Here is a 17,199-nt window from a genome sequence, read left to right as displayed (position 1 = left end):
CTTGATCGAGAGCGGGGAACGTTGAGCGATCCGAATCCGTACGCGGACGACTCATACAAGTGGGGGCCTCCCCAGCAGCCGGGCAATCCGCCCACCGTCGCGGACGGCCAGGGACACGGGCAGCCCGGCCCGGGCACTCCGGCCTACGGCTACCCGCAGCAGCTGCCCGATTCCGCGACCCAGCCCGGCCCCGCCTACGGCTATCCCCAGGGGCAGCCGGGGCAGCCGGGTTACGGCTACCCGCAGCAGCCCGGCGGGGGCGCGCCGATGCTGACGTTCGGTGACATCACCGTCATGAACGACCAGATCGTGACGCCGGCCGGCACGATGCCGCTCAAGGGTGCGGTGTGGACGGCCACGGACCTGTCCCGCACCGAGGAGAAGATCCCGACGGTCGCGATCGTGCTCGCGATCGTCTTCGCACTGCTCTGCCTTGTCGGTCTGCTCTTCCTCCTGATGAAGGAGAAGAAGACGACCGGCTTCATCCAGGTCTCGGTGACCAGCGGCGGCAGGCACCACTCGACGATGATCCCGGCGACCGGCCCGGAGACCTTCCAGATGGTGATGGCCCAGATCAACACGGCCCGCTCGATGAGCATCTGACGGGCAGATCCTCCGTTCCCGACACCGGGGAGCCGGCGGCGACGGCCGTGGGGGCGTCGGCCGTAGGGGGAGTCGGCCGGAAGCGGGGCCGGGGCGCCGGGCGGCTCAGTCCCAGGCGGCGCCGCCCCGGCCCTCGGCGACCACCATGATGCGCCGCAGCATGTCGTTGAGCAGCGTGCGTTCGTCCTTGTCGAGGACGCCGAGCAGCCGGTACTCCTCGTGTCCGAGGACGTCCATCGCCCCCAGCCAGGTCGAGCGGCCCTCGTCGGTGAGTGCCACATCGACCCTTCGGCGGTCAGTGGCGGAGGGCGTGCGGCGGACGAGGCCGCGCCGTTCGAGCGCGTCCAGCCGGCCGGTGACGGAGGCGGGCGCGAGGTCGAGGTCGGCGGCGAGCTCGGAGGGGGCCGCCGTCCCGCCGCGTCCGGCCAGCTTGTGGAGCGTGTCGAACTCCTGGCGGTCCAGATCGAAGTCGGCCAGGGACTGTTCGCGCACTCGGCGCAGATGGACGGAGAGCTTCTTCATCCGGGTCACCGCGCCCTCGACATCGGGGTCGAGATCAGGAAGGACCGGTTTCCAGCGCTCCACATGTCCGTCGGTCCAGTCGCGTTGCTCCATGGGGAAAGCCTAAGGGCTGCCTTCCACTTCCCTTCGAACAATATATTTCGTTGACGAATAATTCGAAACCGAAATAGATTTCGCGCATGCCACATCCCCTGCGCACGCGCGCCTTCCGCCTGCTCTTCATCGGACGCTCCCTCTCGCTCCTCGGCGACGCCGCCATCCCCACCGCCCTCTCCCTGGCCGTCTACCTGGCCACCGGCTCGACCGGGGCGCTCGCCCTGGTGCTGGGCTGCGCAATGGTCCCCAAGCTGCTCCTCCTGCCCCTGGGGGGCGTCGTCGGCGACCGCTTCAACGCCCGGACCGTGGCGCTCACCACCGATCTCGTACGGTGCGCGACCCAGCTCTTCGTCGGCGTGGAGCTGCTCGGCGGCTCCCCCGCGCTCTGGCAGATCGCGGTTGCCGAGGCGATCGGCGGCGCCGCCGGGGCGTTCGCGATGCCGACCGTGTCCCCGCTGATCCGCGGCACCGTGGCGGAGTCGGGGCTGCTGCGCGCCAACTCGTTGATGGCAGTGGTCAACAGCGCGACCCGGCTCGGCGGCCCGGCCCTCGCCGGAGCCCTGATCCTGACCGCGGGGCCCGGCTGGGCCTTCGTCCTGGACGGCGCGAGCTTCGCGGTGAGCGCGGCGCTGCTGTCCGCCATGAAGGTGCGGCACATACCCATCCCCCGACGCTCCCTGCTCAGCGACCTCAAGGAGGGCTGGAGCGAGGTGCGGGGCCGCGACTGGTACTGGACGAGCCTGATCGCCCACGCCGTCTGGAACGGTGCGGCAGCGGTGCTGATGACCGTGGGTCCGGCCCTCTTCATCCACGAGCTGGGCGGCAAGGGCATCTGGGTCGCCCTGCTCCAGACCGGCGCGGCCGGTCTGCTCCTCGGCTCCCTGCTGGCCGGCCGGGCCCGCCCCCGCCGCCCGGTCCTGATCGCCAACCTGGGCCTTGCGACGTACGCCCTCCCGCTCGGCCTCCTCGCCGTCCACGCACCCGTCGCGGTGACCATCGCCGCGTACGGCGTCTCCCAGGCGGGCCTCGGCTTCCTCAACCCCGTCTGGGAGACCTCGGTCCAGTCCGCCATGCCCGCGCAGGCTCTGGCCCGCGTGACCTCGTACGACTGGCTGCTCTCGCTCGGCGCGATGCCGCTCGGATACGCCCTGGCCCCGCTCGCCGCCTCGGCCTGGGGCGCCGAAGTCCCCCTGACGGTCGCCGCGGTGGCGGTCGGCGCGGCCTGTCTGGCGACGGCGGCCGTACCGGGCGTGCGGCGTTTCCAGGCGCCCGGCAAACCGGCGGAGCACACTGCCGAAATGACGGCTTGAACATGTTCAAAGTCAGGTCTACAGTACATGACAACAGCTTTTGAACGCGTTCAAGGGAGGGTGGGGCATGGACCTCACTGTTGTCGCGTACGTCATCTACTTGCTGATCAGCGTGGCGCTCACCATCTGGGTCGCGCGCACGCTCAGCCGCAACGGCAGGGTGTTCCTCGCCGATGTACTGCACGGGAACGAGAAGCTCGCCGACGCCGTCAACCACCTGCTGGTGGTCGGCTTCTACCTGGTCAACCTGGGCTTCGTCACCCTCTACCTGAGGAATGACGACGGCGTCGCCGACGCCCGCGGGCTCTTCGAGGCGCTCTCGGTGAAGCTCGGCGTCGTCCTGCTCGTCCTCGGCGTACTGCACCTCGGCAACGTCTACGTCCTCAACAAGATCCGCCGCCGCGGCCTGATGGAGCGTGAGCAGACTCCGCCCGTGCCGCCGCAGGGCTGGACGGGACCGGGCACCGGCCCGTGGACCGCACCCACCGCCAAGGCCTGAGCCCGCCATGACGACCGGAACCGGTGGACGCCGTCCGTCCGTCGAACGGCTCACGGTGCTGTACGACGCGCAGTGCTCGCTCTGCGTCCATCTGCGCCAGTGGCTGATGAAGCAGCGTCAGCTCGTCCCGCTCGACCTCGTCCCGGCCGCCTCCGAGGAGGCGCGCCGCCGCTTCCCCGGGCTCGACCACGCCGGGACGCTCGACGAGATCACAGTGATCGGTGACCGGGGACAGATCTACCGCGGGACCTCCGCCTGGATCGTCTGCCTCTGGGCGCTGGCCGACCACCGGCCCAGGTCGCACTGGCTGACCACCCCGGCGGGCCGCCCGTTCGCCCGGGCCACCGTGCTCGCCGCCGCGAAGTACCGTTCGCTGACCGCCACACCGTGCGGCGACGGGGACGGTACCTGCGCGGTCCCCGGATCCGGGGACTGACCGGGGCGGATACCCTCGGGACCGTGGTGAAGGAAGCGAAGGACGTGAAGGAAGTCAAGGCCCCCAAGAGCGAGCAGACCCGCACACTCATCCTCGAAACCGCGCTCCGGCTCTTCCAGGAACGCGGCTACGACAAGACGACGATGCGGGCCATCGCCCAGGAGGCCGGCGTCTCCGTCGGGAACGCCTACTACTACTTCACGAACAAGGAACACCTCGTCCAGGGCTTCTACGACCGGCTCGCCGCCGAACACGAAACGGCGGTGCGGCCGGTCCTGGACGGCGACAAGGACCTCGCGGTGCGGATGCGCGGGGTCCTGCTCACATGGCTGGACGTGGCGGAGCCGTACCACCGCTTCGCCGCCCAGTTCTTCAAGAACGCCGCCGACCCGGAGAGCCCGCTCAGCCCGTTCTCGGCGGATTCGGTCGCGGCCCGCGAGGCGGCGATCTCCATCCACCGGCGATGCCTGGCCGGCTCCGACACCAAGACCGACCCGGAACTGGCCGAATTGCTACCGCAGTTGATGTGGCTGCTCCAGATGGGCCTGGTGCTGTACTGGGTGTACGACCGGACCGAGCACACCGAACGCAGCCGCCGCCTGGTCGAGCGCGCCGCTCCGATCGGTGCCCGCGCCATCGCGCTCTCCCGGTTCCGGGTGCTGCGACCGCTGGTGCGGCAGATCCATGAGCTGCTGGAGGAGTTCCTCCCCGGCGCCGCGAAGCGTCGGGCCTGAGGGACCGGGCAGGTCGCGGCGCGCAAATTCCGCCCCGGACGAGAAAGAAACACGTCAACGTGTCATCAGAAACCCTTGTTTTGTGCTTCGCAACCTCTATAGGTTCGCGCTGAAACAGTCACAAAAATGAGCGGAACGAACGTGCGCCCTCAACAAGACCTGTCCATAGCCGAGTTATCCGGTCGGCGGACAGTCTGCTCCTTCCCCGCCGGACTCCCGGGGCTGATCAGGGAAGCGTCCCGGATGAAGCCCGCGGCCGTCGCCGTCGAGTGCGGCGACGAGAGACTGACGTACGCGCAGCTCGAAGCGTGGTCCGACGAGATAGCCCGTACGCTGCGAGCCGAGACGCCGCCAGGACTGCCGGTGGCGGTGGCCGTTCCGCGGAGCGTTCGGTTGCCCGTGGCCCTGCTCGGCATCCTGAAGGCAGGACTTCCCTACCTTCCCCTGGATGCGGACGACCCCCCGGACCGGCTGCGCCGCGCACTCGGTGTATCGGGCAGCACCCTGGCCCTCGTCGCTGACGCAACACAGGGCCGGCTGGCGGCGCAGGGGCTGCGCACGCTCACGGTACCCGCGCACTTCGAGGGCCCGGCGGCCGGGGAAACGGAATGGGACTCCTTGCGCCCGGTCTCCGACGCGCAGCCCGTCTATGTGCTGTTCACCTCGGGATCCACCGGCACGCCCAAGGGAGTCGTGCTGCCGAGCACCGCTCTCGCCAACCGGCTGGTGTGGATGCGTGACACCTACGGGGTCGGCCCGGACGACCGCGTCCTGCAGAAGACGCCCGTCACCTTCGACGTCTCGGGCTGGGAACTGTGGCTTCCCCTCATCTCCGGCGGCACCTGCGTCCTGCTGCCACCCGAGGAACATCGCGAGCCCGGACTCGTGGCACGCGCCATCCGCGAACAGGGCATCACCCTCTGCCATTTCGTCCCCACCATGCTCCGCGAGTTCCTCCGCCACCGCGATTCGGCACGGTGCACCTCCCTCCGGCATGTCTTCTGCAGCGGTGAACCGCTGCCGGTCGAAGTGGCACGTACGTGCGTGGACACCATCCCCGCCGCCCTGCACAACCTCTACGGCCCCACCGAGGCCGCCATCGACGTCAGCCACTGGACCAGCCCGGCCTCGGCACGGGGGATCGACCGCGTCCTCATCGGCCGGCCGATCGACAACTGCGTACTGCTCGTGGTCGGCGAGGACGGCGGGCCGGTTCCCGACGGCGACGAAGGGGAGTTGTGCATCGGGGGCATACCACTGGCCCTGGGCTACCTCAACGATCCCGCGCGGACCGCCCGCGCCTTCGTGCCCGCACCACCGGGATCCTCCGTGGACCGGCTCTACCGGACCGGCGACCGGGTACGCCTGATCGACGGGAGCCTGGAGTACCTGGGACGGACCGACGGCCAGGTGAAGATCCGCGGGCAGCGCATCGAACCGCAGGAAGTCGAACACCACCTGCGCTCCCACCCCTTGGTGGACGACGCCGCGGTGGTGGCGGTCCGGCTCGGGGAGGACACCGAACTCGTGGCGTGGATCCGCGTGGCCGGGGCCGGTACCTCCCCCAGCGAGCTCTCCGCCGCCCTGCGCGCACACCTCACCTCCGCCCTCCCCTCCGCGTACGTGCCCGGGCACTACCTGATGGCCGACGAAATCCCCCAGACCGGCAGCGGCAAGCTGGACCGGGCGGGGCTGCGATCGCGCGCCGAACAGCAGCTCGGTGCCGGGCGGACCGCGGCTGCCTCCCCCTCCGCCGCGTCGGGCGAGCGGCCCCTGCTCGCGGCTCTGCTGCAAGAACGCAATGCGCGTACCGTCACGAGCAAGCCCCGCGAAGAAACTCACTGACCGGACGACCGGCCCTCACCGCGGTGCCATGCGTCCCCCCGTTCTTCCTTCTTCTCCGCCCGTCCGAGGCGCCCGCGCGCCCATGAGGACGAATCCCCCACGCGTCACGGGCACCACCCACCCCCGCGGCGCTCTCGAAGATCTGGAGCCATCCCATGCCGGTCGATCCCTCGCAGCAACCGCAGACCGAGGAGTGTTGTCCTCCCCGGACGGTCCACGACTTAGTGGCCCGCCGGGCCGCCCGCCATCCCGAAGCCACAGCCGTGATCACGGGCGAGCGCAGGACGAGTTACCGGGAGCTGCTCGCCCTCGCCACGCGGATCAGCGCGCTCCTCCCGGCCACCGGGTGGGGCAGAACCGGCATCTGCCTCGGGCGCGACGAGCGCACGGTGGCCGCCTTCCTGGGAGTGTGGCGGGCCGGCCGCTCCTGCGTGGCCCTCGATCCCGCGCTCCCGCCGTCCCGGCTGGCGCACATGGTCCGCTCCGCCGAGATCGACGAGGTCCTCACCACCCCCGAACTGGCCCCCGTCGTCGCGGCGGCGGGCGCACGCCCCCTCATCGTCGACGACGCCCCGCACCAGGGCGTTCACGACAGCCCCGCACCGCCCCCGGCGCGAACCGTGGGCGAGGAGGCGTACGTTCTGTTCACCTCCGGCTCCACGGGCATCCCCAAGGGCGTGGTCATCGGACACTCCTCCGTCCTCGCCCTGCTGGACTGGATGACACGGACGATCGAACCCGCGCACCTGCGTGTGGGCCTGGCGACCGCGTCGCTCTCCTTCGACGCCTCCATCCACCAGATCTTCGGCCCGTTGTGCGCGGGAGGCAGCGTCGCCCTCGCCGACGACATCCTGGCGCTCCCCGACCTCCCCGCGCGGGACGAGGTCACCATGATCAGCGCACCTCCCTCCGGTCTCGCGATGCTGCTGGAGCGCCCGTTGCCGCCGGGCGTGCGGCGGGTCAACGCCGGAGCGGAACCGGTGCCCCGCCCTCTTGTCGACCAGCTCTACGCACAACCGGGAGTCGAAACCGTCGTCAATCTCTACGGGCCCACCGAATGCACCGTCTTCTGCGCCACGCACCCGATAGGCCGTGACGAAACGGGCACGCCACCCATAGGTACGGCCGTCGCCGGCTGCGAGCTCTCGGTGCGCGATTCCCAGCAGCGCCCGGTGCCGGACGGTACCGCCGGCGAGCTGTGGGTCGCCGGCCCGCTGGTCGGCCTCGGCTACCTGGGATCCCCGGAGGCGACGGCGGCGAGCTTCGTCCCCGATCCCGCCGCGCCCGGCGGCAGGCGGTACCGGACGGGCGACCTCGTGCGCCGCACGAACGGTGTGCTGCACTACCTCGGACGCCTCGACGAGCAGGTCAAGGTGCGCGGCTTCCGCGTCGAGCCCGGTGACGTGGAGGCGGTCCTCGCGACGCTCCCGGGCGTGCGGCACGCCGTTGTCCTCGCCCCCGTGGGCCAAGGGGGAACACGGACTCTGCACGCGCATGTGGAGACCGCCTCGAAAGGCGCTCCTGCTCCCACCGAAGGGGAACTTCTCCGCCTGCTGCGCGCCCGCCTCCCGCACTACCTCGTGCCGGCCCGTGTTCTGGTGACGGACCGGCTGCCGCGGAGCAGCAACGGCAAGGTGGACCGCAAGGCCCTGTCCGCCGTGGTCCCTCCCCTCAGCACGACGGAACCGGGCGAGCGCCCCCGGCCGGGAGCGGAAACACGGCTCGCGGCGATCGTCGGTGAGGTGCTCGGCATGGACCGGGCGGTGGGCCGCACCGACCGTTTCGACCTTCTCGGAGGACACTCCCTGGCCGCCGCGCGGGTCCTCGCCCGAGTCCGCGCCGAATGGGGAGCGGCGGTCCCCCTGGGGGACTTCCTCACCGAGCCGACCGTGGCAGCACTGGCCGAACTCATCGGCGCCGCTCCCCCGATGCCCGCGCCGGCCCGGCTGCCGGACGCCACCGAGGCGCCGCTGAGCGACATGCAGCGCGAACTGTGGACGACCCGCCAGGTCAGCCCGGTCCCCGGCGTCACCACGGAGGCGTTCGTCCTCGGCATCGACGGCGCCGTCACCGCCGACGCGCTTCGCTCCGCCCTCGACGCACTCGTGGCGAGGCACGAGGCGCTGCGTACCGTCGTGAACGAGACCTCGCACGGCCCGGTGGCGCGGGTGCTGCCCCCGGCGCCGGTTTCCCTCACCGAACACGACGCGACGGAACGGACGGCGCAAGAGGCCGACGCGCTCGTCGACGCGGCGGCCCGGCAGGTCTTCACGCCCGAGGACACTCCGCTGCTGCGCGCCGTACTCGTCCGCACCGCCCCCGACCGCGCACGGCTGGTGATCGCCGTCGACCATCTGGCCTTCGACGGATGGTCGGGCGGCATCGTCCTGGACGAACTCGCTGCCGCCCTCGACGGCCGGCCCGTGCCGGAACCGGACGTGCAACTCGGGGACGTGGCGCGCTGGGAGGAGCAGGCCCTCGCGCTCTCCCTCCGGTCCGACCGCGACTTCTGGCGCGAGGAGCTCGAAGGGGCACTGCCTCCGTGGGACCTCGCACGCCGCGTGCGCGCGGGGGCACCCGCGCATCGGGGCGCCCGGCTGGTGCGTCTGCTGCCGCCCGGCACTGCCGGAGCCGTACGGGACCTGGCGGCTTCCTCGGGCGTCTCGGAATTCGCGGTGTACCTGGCAGCGCTCGACGTGCTCATCGCGCACTGGACCGGCCGGCACGACATCGTCGTGGCCGTACCGGTGGCGCGGCGCCCCTTACCGGAACTCGAACGGGTCGTGGGGCCCCTGCTCTGCGTTCCTCCGGTCCGGGTCCGTTTCCGGCCCGAGGAGAGTTTCCGTACCGTGGCCGCGCGGGCGGCTCTGGCGCGCAACCGGGCTCTCGCCCACACGATGCTCCCCGCCGCCGCACTCGCCGAGGCGGCCACGGCAGCGGGGCTCCCGAGACGCCCCGGCGCACCCCTGACTCCGGTATCGCTCTCCATGCGGCCGTCGGGGGCGCCGGTCCAGGTCGCCGCCGGCGCGGTGACCCTGCGGGTGCTCGGCGAACGCGACACCGGCAGTGCGCGGGACGATGTCACCTTCCTCGTCAACACGACGGCGTCGGGTACCGAGATCCATCTGGTCCACGACCTCGAATGTTTCGACGAACAGGCCGCCAGGGCCCTGCTGGACGGATTCCTCCATGTCCTGGCCCAGGGCACCGCGGCACCCGACCGCTCCTGCTCGGCCGTCGGCCTGCCCCTCCCGCCCCCGTCGGCCGCACCCCCGGCCCCGGACGAGAGGCAACGGGTCGCACCGTCCACCGTCGTCGAGGAATTCCTGGCGACGACCTGGGAACAGCTGTTGCCGGTGAAGGACGTGGCCGCCTCCGACTCGTTCTTCGACCTCGGAGGGAGCTCGCTCACCGCGATGCGGGTCGCGGCCGAGATCTGGGACGCGCTCGGCGTCGATGTCTCGGTGCGCACGGTCTTCGCGCTGCCGGTGCTGCGCGATCTGGCCGCCGAGGTCGAACAGCGGGCGCTGGCCGCCTTGGACGCGTCGGCCCCGGGCGAAAAGGGGGAGACGGCATGAGCGATGCGACGGCCACGACCTCGCAGGCCGACCAGGACCGGCTGCGTGCCCTGCTGTCCGCCCGCAGGGCACACCGCCCGCAGGATGCTCCGCGACGGGAGGAGGGACCCGTGCCGCTCAGTTCCGCGCAGCAGGCGATGTGGCTCGCCTCCCAGCTCCAGCCGGACAGCCCCGCGTACCTGGTCCCCGTCCTGCTGCGGCTGAGCGGCCCGCTGGACCGTCCGGCGCTCCTGGCGGCGCTGCGCGGGCTCACCGAACGGCACGACGTACTGCGCGGTGTCGTCGACGCCTCGGGCCCCGTCCCCGTTCTGGTCACGCGCCCGGCCTCGGCCATACCTCTGGACGTCGTGGACCTCGGCGGTGCCACGGACACCGAGGCCGAGCTCGACCGGCAGGTCCACGAGCGCGTGCGGCAGCCGATCGCACCCGAGCGCGAATGCCCGCTCCGCGTCGTCTGCTTCCGCCTCGACGAGCAGGAGCACGCGCTGCTGCTGGTCCTCCATCACCTGGCGACCGACGCCTGGTCCAACGGCCTCCTGCTCACCGACCTGGCCGCGCTCTACGCCCACGAGTTGGGGCAGGGGCCGCTGCCACCACGGCCCCCGCAGTACTCCGAGGTGGTCACTCCTCTCCCCGAGGCCTTGGCGGCTCGCCATCTGCACTGGTGGCAGGAGCAGCTGCGTGACGCTCCCGCCGCACTGGACCTGCCCGCCGACCGTCCTGCCCGGCCGGTTCCCTCCGACGCGGGTGCCGGCGTTCCCCTCGTCTTCCCCACCGAACTCAGGGCGCGCCTCGGCTCCCTGGCCGCTGACAACGGTGTCACGCTGTTCATGGTGCTTCTCGCCTGCTGGCAGGCGCTGCTGGCGCGGGTGTCCGACAGCGAGGACATCGCCGTGGGGGTACCGGACGGAGGACGGCACACGGCACGCGGCGAGCGGGCCGTCGGCCCGTTCGTCAACACGGTCGTGATGCGGACGGTCCTGTCTCCGGCGTGGTCGGGGCGGCGTCTGCTGGCCGAGGTGCGCGATGTCGTACTCGACGCGCTGGCCCGGGCGGACGTTCCGTTCGACCTCGTCGTGCGTCAGGTGCGCCCCGAGCGCGCGGCCGGCACCGGACCCCTCTTCGAGACGATGGCGAACCTGTACGTCCGGCCCGATCTCACCAGCCTCTTCCCCGGGCTGACGACACGGTTCACCGAGATCGCGACCGGCGCCGTCAAGAGCGAGCTGGCCCTGCACTGTTTCGAAGCGGGCGCCGAGGGTCCGCTGAGCGGAGTGCTTCAGTACCGTCGCGAGCGCTTCGCCCCCGCGACCGCGCAGCGGCTGGCCGAGTCCTACCTGCGGCTGCTGACCGGCCTGGCCGACGATCCCGACCGTCCCGTGAGCGAGCTGCTCCTGACGGACCCGGCGGAGGGGGTGCTGCGCGGGCCGGCGCGCACGTACCCGGGCGATCCCGTTCCCGAGCTGGTGCGGCGCTGGGCGCGCAACACGCCCGAACGGACCGCCGTCGTCGCGGAGGACGGCACCCTCACCTACGCGGAACTGGACGAGCGGGCCGCCCGCGTCGCCGACGGCCTGCTCGCGGCCGGGGTACGCGTCGGTGAGCCGGTGGCGGTACTGGCCGAGCGGGACATCCACCTGCCAGTGGCCCTGCTGGGCGTGCTCAAGGCCGGAGCGGCCTTCGTTCCGCTGGAGCCCGCTCACCCGGACGAGCGGCTCGCCCGCACCGTGACGGCGTCCGGTGCTCGGTTCGTGCTGGCCCGACGCGCTCTGGCCGACCGCGTGCGGACGTCGCACGTCCTGGTGACGGAGGATCTGTCCGCGTCCGGTGCCCCCCGCGCGGACCGGCCCGGGGCGCGAGTGGAAGTGAAGGAGGACCAGCTCGCCTACCTGATCTTCACCTCGGGAACGACCGGCACGCCCAAGGGCGTCGGCGTGGAGCACCGTTCCCTCACCCACTACCTGCACGCCGCGCTGGAGCGGATCGACGGTCACGGGCGGTCCTTCGCCCTGCTCTCCACGGCGGCGGCCGATCTCGGGTATCTCTCGTTGTTCGGGGCGCTGGTGAGCGGCGGCACGCTGCACCTGGTGGAACGCGAGCGGGCCACCGACCCCGCGGGGCTCGCCGCGTACTTCGCCGCCCACCCGGTGGACGTCGTCAAGATGGTGCCCAGCCACCTCGAACTCCTCGCCGCGCACGGGGACCTGGCGGCCGTGCTGCCCAAGCACCTCCTCGTACTCGCCGGAGAGGCGTGTTCGCCGCAGCTCGTCGCCCGCGTGCGGGCGGCCCGCCCCGGACTGCGGATGCACAACCACTACGGCCCCACCGAGACGACCGTGTCCGTCCTCGGGTGCGAGCCCGCCGACATCGGCGATCCCTCGGACACGACCGCTGTCTCCGTCCCGCTCGGCACGCCCTTCCCGAACGCACTCTGTTACGTCGTCGACCGCAGCGGACGGCTCGCGCCCCCGGGGACGCCTGGGGAACTGTGGATCGCCGGCCCCGGAGTGGCACGCGGCTACGCCGGGAACACGGAGGCCACCGCGCGGGCTTTCGTCCCGGATCCGGTCGGGGGAACCGAGCGCTGTTACCGCACGGGCGACCGGGTGCGCGTACGCGCGGACGGTCTCGTGGAGTTCCTCGGCCGTCTCGACGACCAGGTCAAGGTGCGCGGGTACCGGGTCGAACCGGGCGAGGTCGCCGCAGCCTGCCGGGCGCTGCCCTCCGTGCGCGAAGCGGTCGTGCTCGCCGTCGGGGAGGCACACCGGCGCCGCCTCGTCGCCTGGGTCGTCCCGGCGGACGACAGCGCCCCGCTCGACATCACGGCCGTGCGCTCCGCCCTGCGCTCTCAGCTGCCCGACCACATGGTCCCATCAGCCCTGGTACCCCTGCCCGAGATCCCGCTGACCCCGAACGGCAAGGTGGATCGCGCCGCTCTGCCCGTCCCGCGGACATCCGAGAAACACAGCGGTACGGCCCCGCGCAACGCTGCCGAGCGGCGCATCGCGGCGGCCTGGCAGGAGGTACTGGAACTCCCCGGCCAGGACCTCGACATCGACGCCGACTTCTTCGCGCTGGGCGGGGACTCCTTCAGCGCGCTGCGCGCCGCCCGGCTGATCGACCCCGGTCTGCGGGTGGTGTCGCTCTTCACCCACCCCACGGTGCGGGAACTGGCGCCCCTGCTCGACGATCCCGCATCCGCGGGCACCGGGCTCCTTCAGCGGCTGGCCGGGCCGCCCCCGGGCACGTCCCCGGAGGTGACCCTCGTCTGCGTGCCCTACGGCGGTGGCTCGGCGGCCTCGTACCAGCCCCTCGCACACGAACTCGCCACGCGACGGCCGGGCGTTCAGGTACTCGCTGTGGAGCTGCCCGGCCACGATCCCGCACGCGCCGACGAGGAGCTGCGGTCCCTCGGCGAGGTCGTGACACGCTGCCGGGACGAACTCGCCGACATCGACACCGGCAGGGTTCTGGTCTACGGGCACTGCGTCGGCACGGCACCCGCGGTCGCGCTGGCCCTCGCGCTGGAGGAGGGAGGCGAGGAACTCGCCGGTGTCGTTCTCGGCGCCGCCTTTCCCAGCGCACGGCTTCCCGGCAGACTGTCCGCCCTCTTCCACCGCTGGTTCCCCGACGACCGGCGCACGTCCGACCGGGCCTATCACGACGTGTTGCGGGCACTCGGCGGACAGCTGGAGGAGGAGACCCGAGGCGCGGTGATCCGTGCTGTCCGGCACGACGCGCGCCAGGCGGTCGACTGGTTCAGCACCCGCTTCGAGACCCGCGGCTCCCGGCGGCTGCGGGCGCCCGTGCTGTGCGTCATCGGCGACCGCGACCGCACCACCGAACTCTTCGAGGAGCGGTACCGCGAGTGGACCGCCGTCGCCGACGACGTCTCCCTCGCCCGCATCCCGCACGCAGGGCACTACTTCCTCAAACACCAGGCCTCCGAACTCGCCGGGCTCATCGAGAAACAGCTCTCCTCGCCGACGGCCCCCGCGCCCGCGCCGGCGGCACCGGACAGCTCGCCGGAACGACGGGACCTGCGCCGGTTCGGGCTCTTCGCGCTCGGCCAGACAGCCTCGATGACCGGCTCCGCGCTCACCTCCTTCGGCCTCGGGGTGTGGGTCTTCCAGAAGACCCACCAGGTGTCCTCCTACTCCCTGGTCACCATGCTGGCCATGCTTCCGGCCTTCCTCGCCGCGCCGCTGGGCGGTGCCGCCACCGACCGCTGGGACCGTCGCCGGGTCCTGCTGGGGTGTGCCGCCGTCTACGGTGTCACCCTGTCCGGCCTCGTCGCCGCCGCGGCCACCGGGACACTCCAGGTGTGGGAAGTCGCGGTGTTCGCCGCGCTCACCTCCCTCACCGCCGCGTTCCAGCGGCCTGCCTATCTCGCCTCGGTCGCCCAACTGGTGCCCAAGCCCTACCTCGCCCAGGCCAATGGCGTGGTGCAACTGGGCACCGCTCTCAGCACGCTGATCGCGCCGGTACTGGGCGGAGCGCTGATCAGTCTCGTCGGACTGGCCGGGGTGGTCTGCCTCGATCTCGTCGCCGTCTTCGCCGGTGGGGCCGTCCTTCTCGTCATCCGCTTCCCGGACCGCCTCTTCCGCAGACGCCGGGAGGGCTTCCTGGCCGCGATCACCGGAGGCTGGCGCTTCCTCGCCCGGCGGCCGCCCATGGTGGCGATGGTGGTCTTCTTCATCGTCGTCAACTACGTCACCGCCACCACCACGGTGCTCACGGCCCCGCTCGTCCTTTCCACAAGCAGTCCAGCCGTCCTCGGCACGGTCACCGCGGCGGGCGGCCTCGGCGCCGCGGTCGGCGGCCTGGCCATGGCCTTCTGGGGCGGCACCCGGCGCCTGGCCGACGGCATGATCGGCATGACGATCGGGATGGGACTGGCGACCGTGCTGATCGGGCTGCGGCCGGAACCCGTCCTCATGGGCGTGGGCCTGTTCCTGTGGTGGGTGTGCAACGCCGTCCTCAACGCACACTGGCTCGCCATCCTCCAGGCCAAGGTGGGCCTGGAACTGCAGGGCAGGGTCGTGGCCACCAACCAGATGCTCGCCACCGGACTGATGCCGCTCGGCTTCCTGCTCACCCCCGTCCTGCTGCACCACCTCTTCGACCCCCTCGTCGGGCACGCCCCCTTCCTCCAGATCGTGGGCGGCACGGGCCCGGGCCGGGGCATGGGGCTGCTCATGATCACCGGCGGACTCCTGCTCGCGGGATGGGGTGTCCTCGGCCTGCGGTACCGCCCCCTGCGCCACATCGAGAGCCGGCTCCCCGACGTCTCGACGGCGGGGGTCGTGGCGGATGACCTCGACACGCTCCAGGACGAGGCGGACGCCCTGCTGCGCCGGAGCACCACCTGACCCCGCTCGGGCCGTGCTGCCCTTCGGCGCCCGGGTGCGTACCCGGCCCGCGCCCTCGCCGCGACGTACTCACCGGAACCAGAAAGACGTGAACATGCACCAACTCCTTCACAGTGACGACGCCCCGACCTCGTCGCCCCTCTTCACCACCACGCTCTCGCTGCCCGGCTGCGAGGCCGACGCCTGGGTCGTCGTGGACAGCACCGTGCGAGGTCTCGCCATGGGCGGAACCCGCCTCACCGAGACCGTCGACGAGCACGAACTGGCGGCCCTGGCACGGGCGATGACCCACAAACTCGCACTCGTCGACCTGCCGATCGGCGGGGCCAAGGCGGGCATCCGCCCCCGCTCCGCCATCACGGACCGCAACCGGCTGACGCATACCTTCGGCCGGGTCAGCCGTCCGCTCCTGCACGGCGGTGTGTACCTGGGCTGCGACCAGGGCACGACGCAGGCGGATCGCGACGCGTGGTTCGCCGCGGCCGACTACGACCTCACCGAAGTACCCGGGTCCACCCGGCTGGACGTGCCGTGGGAGCAGTTCTACAAGACCATGTCCGACATCACGGGCTTCGGCGTCGCGACGGCGGCGCTGAGCGCACTGGAGGCGCAGCAGGTCACCGCACCCCAGCGCGTGGTCGTGCAGGGCTTCGGAGTGGTGGGCCGGGCGGCGGCACTGCATCTCGAACGCGCGGGCCACCGCATCGTGGCCGTCGCCGATGTCCTGGGCACCCTGACCGACCCGGCCGGTCTGAGCACGCAGGGGCTGATCGCGGCGACCTCCGCGGACGGCACCATCGACCGTTCGCGACTCCCGGCCCGGGTGCGGTCCCTCGGCCCGGACCGGGCCTGGCTGACCGTCGACGCGGATGTCCTCGTCCTCGCGGCCTCGGCCGACGCGATCGGCCTCGACTCGGTCCCGGACGTGCGCGCCCGCGTCGTCGTCGAGGGCGGCAACCTCAGCTGTGGCCCCGTCCCGCGCCGTCTCCTGCGCGAGGCGGGCCACACGGTACTGCCGGATGTGGTGGTGAACGTCGGCGGGGCAGCCCTGACCGGGGCGATTCTCACCGGGGTGGCCCCGTCCGGACTGCCCGCGCCCCGCCTCGCGGACTGGCTGCGTACCTGGATCGCGAAGAAGATCAGACGCAATTGTGCCCTCGTGACCGAGCTGACCCGCCAGGGCAGCCCCGACCCTGTCGCCGAACTCCTGGCCCACCGGGCGGTACACCGGTGAAGGCGCCCTCCTGGCACGATCCACGTGTACTCGTCGCACACACGGCGATGGCCGCGGAGCTGCTCCCCCACCTGGAACCGCTGGTCACGGCGGTACGGGCCACCTCTCTTCTCGACCTGCCGCGCAGCGAACTCGCCGAGGTCGAGGTACTGATCGGCCACCTCTTCCCCGAGGGCTCCCTCGCGCTGCTTCCCGGCCTCCGATGGCTGCACCTCACCGGCACCGGAAGCGACCACCTCTCCGCCGCCGGACTCGCGCCCGGGACGCTGGTGACCAACTCGGCGCGCGTCCCCGTCGAATCCGTCGCGGAGTACGCGCTCTCCGCACTGCTCATGCTGCTCAAGGAGTTCCCGACACTGTCGGCACGTCCGCAACGACGTGCCTGGCACACGTCCACCGCCACGATGCTGTGCGGATCGACCGTCCTGGTCGTGGGAGCCGGAAGAATCGGCCAGGCCGTGATCCGCAAGGTCACCGCGTTGGGTGCTCGATGCGTCGCCGTCACCCGCACCGGGGAACGGAGCGTACCGGGGGCGGACCGCACCGTGGGTGCCGATCGCCTGGCCGAGGCCGCCGCCACCGCCGACCACGTGGTCTGCTGCCTGCCGGCCACCGCCGGAACGCACCATCTCGTCAACGGCGATGTACTCGCCGCACTGCCGGCCGGGGCGGCGCTGGTCAACGTCGGCCGAGCCACCACGGTGGACGACAAGGCCCTGCACGCGGCCCTGGAGGCCGGGTCACTGCGCGGAGCGTTGCTCGACGTTCACGACGTCGAGCCTCTCCCCGCGGACGACCCTCGATGGCGGACACCGGGTCTGGTGATCTCCCCGCACTGCGCCTTCGCCTTCCCCGGCGAACCCGCCGCCGTGGGCCGGGCGTTTCAGGACAACCTCACTGACCTGCGAGCCGGCCGAGCGGCCCGGGACGCCGTCGTGGTCGGGATCCACCCCGGGTGAGGAACGCGGTG

Annotated in this window: 11 protein-coding genes; 10 read left to right on the top strand and 1 reads right to left on the bottom strand. The window is 71.9% G+C overall.

Annotated features, from left to right (window positions below):
* The first annotated feature begins 21 nt into the window (after positions 1-21).
* Positions 22-603, top strand: a complete 582-nt coding sequence (locus tag ACF08M_RS32890; protein ID WP_392188911.1) for a hypothetical protein — start codon at positions 22-24, stop codon at positions 601-603.
* Positions 604-708: 105 nt separating this feature from the next.
* Here ACF08M_RS32890 and ACF08M_RS32885 read toward each other — a convergent pair whose 3' ends face one another.
* Positions 709-1,218 carry a MarR family winged helix-turn-helix transcriptional regulator gene (locus ACF08M_RS32885; protein ID WP_392188910.1) on the bottom strand — a complete coding sequence of 170 codons (510 nt, stop codon included), beginning with the start codon at positions 1,216-1,218 and terminating at the stop codon, positions 709-711.
* Between the two features lie 86 nt (positions 1,219-1,304).
* Between ACF08M_RS32885 and ACF08M_RS32880 the strand changes: the two genes are divergently transcribed.
* The 9 genes from ACF08M_RS32880 to ACF08M_RS32840 all read left to right on the top strand — a co-directional run bounded on the left by ACF08M_RS32880 (position 1,305) and on the right by ACF08M_RS32840 (position 17,188).
* Entirely contained in the window at positions 1,305-2,531 is a 1,227-nt protein-coding gene (locus tag ACF08M_RS32880; RefSeq protein ID WP_392188909.1) for an MFS transporter, read from the top strand.
* 67 nt (positions 2,532-2,598) lie between these two features.
* The gene (locus ACF08M_RS32875; RefSeq protein ID WP_392188908.1) at positions 2,599-3,030 is read left to right on the top strand and encodes a hypothetical protein; all 432 of its coding nucleotides are present in this window, start codon (positions 2,599-2,601) and stop codon (positions 3,028-3,030) included.
* Between the two features lie 7 nt (positions 3,031-3,037).
* Positions 3,038-3,466: a thiol-disulfide oxidoreductase DCC family protein gene (locus ACF08M_RS32870; RefSeq protein ID WP_392188907.1), complete on the top strand. Its 429-nt coding sequence runs from the start codon at positions 3,038-3,040 to the stop codon at positions 3,464-3,466.
* A gap of 23 nt (positions 3,467-3,489) precedes the next feature.
* Entirely contained in the window at positions 3,490-4,200 is a 711-nt protein-coding gene (locus ACF08M_RS32865; protein ID WP_392188906.1) for a TetR family transcriptional regulator, read from the top strand.
* A gap of 126 nt (positions 4,201-4,326) precedes the next feature.
* The gene (locus ACF08M_RS32860; RefSeq protein ID WP_392188905.1) at positions 4,327-6,045 is read left to right on the top strand and encodes an amino acid adenylation domain-containing protein; all 1,719 of its coding nucleotides are present in this window, start codon (positions 4,327-4,329) and stop codon (positions 6,043-6,045) included.
* Positions 6,046-6,200: 155 nt separating this feature from the next.
* Positions 6,201-9,623, top strand: coding sequence for an amino acid adenylation domain-containing protein (locus tag ACF08M_RS32855; RefSeq protein WP_392188904.1), 3,423 nt, complete (start codon positions 6,201-6,203; stop codon positions 9,621-9,623).
* The gene (locus ACF08M_RS32850; protein ID WP_392188903.1) at positions 9,620-14,995 is read left to right on the top strand and encodes an amino acid adenylation domain-containing protein; all 5,376 of its coding nucleotides are present in this window, start codon (positions 9,620-9,622) and stop codon (positions 14,993-14,995) included. Before ACF08M_RS32855 ends, ACF08M_RS32850 begins: the two co-directional genes overlap by 4 nt.
* A gap of 94 nt (positions 14,996-15,089) precedes the next feature.
* Positions 15,090-16,229: a Glu/Leu/Phe/Val dehydrogenase dimerization domain-containing protein gene (locus tag ACF08M_RS32845; protein WP_392188902.1), complete on the top strand. Its 1,140-nt coding sequence runs from the start codon at positions 15,090-15,092 to the stop codon at positions 16,227-16,229.
* Entirely contained in the window at positions 16,226-17,188 is a 963-nt protein-coding gene (locus tag ACF08M_RS32840; RefSeq protein ID WP_392188901.1) for an NAD(P)-dependent oxidoreductase, read from the top strand. Before ACF08M_RS32845 ends, ACF08M_RS32840 begins: the two co-directional genes overlap by 4 nt.
* Positions 17,189-17,199: the final 11 nt, after the last annotated feature.

Source organism: Streptomyces sp. NPDC015032, from assembly GCF_043080425.1.
Classification (GTDB): domain Bacteria; phylum Actinomycetota; class Actinomycetes; order Streptomycetales; family Streptomycetaceae; genus Streptomyces.
Note: the sequence above shows the minus strand (reverse complement) of the source record. Positions and strands in the feature narration are given on the sequence as shown.